This is a genomic window from Citreicoccus inhibens, assembly GCF_019039035.1.
In the GTDB taxonomy this organism is placed as follows: domain Bacteria; phylum Myxococcota; class Myxococcia; order Myxococcales; family Myxococcaceae; genus Citreicoccus; species Citreicoccus inhibens.
The window spans coordinates 153396-157084 of record NZ_JAHNZT010000010.1 but is presented as its reverse complement, the minus strand read 5'-3'; the positions used below and the strand labels follow the sequence as shown (position 1 = coordinate 157084).

The window sequence follows — 3689 nt, the reverse complement described above, 5'->3', positions numbered from 1 at the left end:
GGCCATGACTCGAATCGTCGTCTTCCCAGGACAGGGCTCGCAGACGGTGGGCATGGGCGCCGAACTCTTCCGCGCATTCCCACAGGAAGTGGCGTTCGCCGACGCCATCCTCGGCTACTCCCTCGAGGAGCTGTGCCTGAAGGATCCGCAGCAGCGGCTGCACAAGACGGAGTTCACCCAGCCGGCCCTGTTCGTGGTCAACGCACTGGCCTACCTCCAGGCGGTCGAGCGTGAGGGCTCGCGCCCGGACTTCGCGCTCGGGCACAGCCTGGGGGAGTACAACGCGCTGTTCGCGGCCGGAGCGTTCGACTTCATCACGGGCCTGCGATTGGTGCAGCGCCGCGGCCAGCTCATGGGGCGCGCCGACGGTGGCACCATGGCCGCCGTGGTGGGGCTCTCGCCCGCGCGCATCGAGGACTGCCTGCGCGAAGTGGCTCCGGGCGAGGTGGACATCGCCAGCTTCAACTCGCCTGAGCAGACCGTCATCTCGGGCGCGGCGGGGGCCTTCGAGCGACTGGAGTCGGCCTTGGAGTCCGCCGGAGCACGGCAAGTGGTGCGACTTCGCGTGAGCGCGGCCTTCCATTCGCGCTACATGCGCGCGGCTGAGAGCGAGTTCGCGACGTTCCTGTCCCAGTTCGAGTTCTCACCGCTCGACTTCCCCGTGGTCTCCAACGTCCATGCCATGCCCTATGCGGAGCAAGGGCTCCACGAGTGCCTGGCGGGGCAGATCAGCCGCCCCGTGCGATGGACGGAGTCCATCCAATGGCTCGCGCGTCAGCCCATGCCGGTGTTCGAGGAGCTGGGCGCGAGCAAGTTCCTCACGCCCCTCATCCAGAGCACGCTGCGCCGCTCCGCGGACGCCTGAGGGCCCCGCCCCTCAAGCGGCGCGAAGCTTGTCGAGCACCCGGTCCAACGCGGCGGCCTCGCGGCCGAAGGGCGAGCCAATGGCCTGAACGCTGGACGCGGAGCCGCGCACGTTCGCGTTGACGAGGTTGGCGATCGTCCCAGAGGGCGTGACGTCCACGTACCGGAACGGTCCCCGCGATTCGAGCCGAAGGACGGTGTCGCGCAAGCGCATGGGGTCGAGCGCCGCGCGCAGCAGGTGCGTGGCGGTGGGCTGCTCGACCGGGCCCGCGGTCCTGCTCGAGTACACCGGGACTTGGGGCGGCATGAAGCGCAGCGGCGCGAGCGCGGCCTCCACGCCCGGAGGGAGTGGCTCCACCCAGCTCGAATGGAACGGCTGGCGGACGGGGAGCCGGCTGTAGAGCAGGTCCTGCGCGCGCAGATGCGCCTCGACGTCCGCCATCCACGTGTCGGGCACCGCGATGACGTAGTGCGTGGGCCCGAGCACGCCCGCCAACGTGGCGCGGCGGCCCAGCACGGGCGAGTCGGTGAAGGTCTTGGGGTCCGCGATGACGGCGAACATGCCGCCCGCACGGCACCCGCGGTTCAGCGCGATGGCCTGCCGCCCCAGCGCGAGGACGAGGTCGTCGAACGCGAGCACGCCCGCGACGGCACAGGCCGCCGCCTCACCCAAGCTCACCCCCAGCACCGCCGCGGGGCGCACGCCCGCTTCGATGAGCGCGGAGGCCAGCGCGTACTCATAGAGGAAGATGATGGGGTGGGTGAGCTCCAGGTCATCGAAGTTCTCGCTGACGCGGTGCTCGGCCTCGTACATCTCGTGGAGGATGGAGCGCCCGGTGATGGGGCGCAGCAGCGCGTCGCCTCGCTCCATCCAGTGGCGGAACGTGGCGTTGCGCTGGAAGAGCTCCTCGCCCATTCGGTAGTGCTGGGAGCCCTGTCCTCCGAAGAGGAAGACGATCCCCCGTGGGTCGGTGTTCTGGCGTGCGTCTTCAGTCATCTCGCGGTCTCGTGGATGCGGGCGGCGACCCGGCCCGTGCTGCGGAAGGCCTGGGTGGTCAGCGCGAGCGCCAGCAGTCCTTCCCACCATGCGAAGCGTGGCAGGGCCCGAATGGAATCATCCAGGTGGTTGCCATGCAACCACTCAGGTCCCGGCTCCAGAGGCAGATGCCGCCCGAGCCACATCCCCACGAGCATCAGCCCCAACGCCACGGCGCCTGCTTGCACCAACCGCATCACCGACAGGAGCAAGAACTCCATCTTGGTGAGCGAGGCCTTGTACCGGAGCGTCTCGAGCTGCTGCATGCGGCGCCGGTTCGTGGCTTGCGCGAACGCGAGGCTCGCCTCCTCGCTCTGGCGGAGGAACGCGCCGTGGCGGATGAGCGCGAGGGTCGAGGGACGGACGTTCCATGCCCGCTTCCGCGCGCGCTTTCGCGCCCCCTTCTGGTAGCGCTTCATCTCCGACGGATGGTCGAGCATGGGGAGGAGCTTCTGGATGGTGATGTCCAGCGTGCCAAAGGCTCGGTTCATCCGCAGGAAGGACCAATTCATGCTCATGCGGTAGCGCTGGAGGACGGGCTGCATGTAGTCCCCCAGGGCTTGCACGGACTTCTCTCGGTGTGGCAGGTCCGCGACCAGCGTCTTGCGATGCCACGTGCGGAACGCATTGAGCAACTCCGCCTGGAGCGAGTCGATGCCCACGTTGGGCAGGTTCGAGGACGTGGACAGCATGTTCAGGATGGCGTTCTCGAAGTCGCGCTCGGCGAGCGCCTTCATGTAGCCGTGGAACGAGTCGAGGAAGTCGATGTCCAGTCTGCCAATGGAGCCAAAGTCAATCAGGCACACCTGATTGTCGCGCAGCAGGATGATGTTCCCGGGGTGCAGGTCGCCGTGGAACAGGTGCTCCTCGAACATCTGCCGGTAGAGCGATTGGAGCAGGGTGCGGCCCACTTCCTCCAACTCGACATGGTTCTCGTGTTGCCAGCGCAAGACCTTGTCGGGGTCGGTCTCCTTCGTGTGCAGCAGCTCGCTCATGAAGACGCCCGGGATGTACTCCATGACAATCACGTTGGGCGTGCACCACTGCGAGAAGACCTGGGGAACGTAGATGTTGCGATGCTTGCGCAGCTTCTTGCGGAAGGTCGTGAGCGCGGCGGCCTCGTAGCGGTAGTCCAGCTCCTCCGTCACGATGTCCTTCAGCTCCCACAGCGCGTCCTCCCAGTTGAACAGCTCGGAGGAGGGCAACAGGGCCAGGGGTTTGAGCAGGGAGCCAAACAGCGCGATGTCACGCCAGAACATCGCGGGGGCGTCCGGCCGCTGAATCTTCACCGCCACGCGGTGCCCGCCCTGTCGCAGTCGCGCGATGTGGCACTGGCCGATGGACGCCGCGGCCACGGGCACGGCTTCGAACTCGGAGAAGATGTCCTCTATTGGACGTCCGAGCGCCTCCTCCACGCAGCGCCGCGCGACGCTGGGGGGAAACGCCGTGGCGCGGTCATGCAGGCCCGCCAGCGCGAGGCAGAACTCAGTGGGGAACAGGTCGTTGCGCAGCGCCAGCAACTGCCCGAGCTTGACGAACACGCCGCCCAACTCGTCCAAGGTGCCGCGGACAATGGCCCCGCGCTCCGCGGGCGAGGTGAGCACCGGGTTGGACAGCCGGGCCCACATGGACATGAGGGCCTTCACCACCACGCGACGACGGCGCTCGGCGTCCGCCGTCAGCTCGGCGATCTCCACGGGATGCGGCAACCGCTCGCGCAGCGGCGTGGGGACCAATTCCGGGTCGAGGAGTTTGGGCCGCGACACGCTCATGGGACAGACAGTATAGG

At 67.8% G+C, this 3689-nt stretch carries 3 protein-coding genes; 1 reads left to right on the top strand and 2 read right to left on the bottom strand.

Annotated elements, in window-relative coordinates:
* Window positions 1–4: 4 nt before the first annotated feature.
* Entirely contained in the window at window positions 5–865 is an 861-nt protein-coding gene (gene fabD, locus KRR26_RS15190; RefSeq protein WP_217080170.1) for an ACP S-malonyltransferase, read from the top strand.
* Between the two features lie 12 nt (window positions 866–877).
* Here fabD and KRR26_RS15185 read toward each other — a convergent pair whose 3' ends face one another.
* Together KRR26_RS15185 and KRR26_RS15180 are read right to left on the bottom strand one after the other, a co-directional pair.
* The gene (locus KRR26_RS15185) at window positions 878–1861 is read right to left on the bottom strand and encodes an acyltransferase domain-containing protein (protein ID WP_158611502.1); all 984 of its coding nucleotides are present in this window, start codon (window positions 1859–1861) and stop codon (window positions 878–880) included.
* The gene (locus KRR26_RS15180) at window positions 1858–3672 is read right to left on the bottom strand and encodes an ABC1 kinase family protein (protein ID WP_120207057.1); all 1815 of its coding nucleotides are present in this window, start codon (window positions 3670–3672) and stop codon (window positions 1858–1860) included. The genes KRR26_RS15185 and KRR26_RS15180 overlap by 4 nt, the downstream gene beginning before the upstream one ends.
* Window positions 3673–3689: the final 17 nt, after the last annotated feature.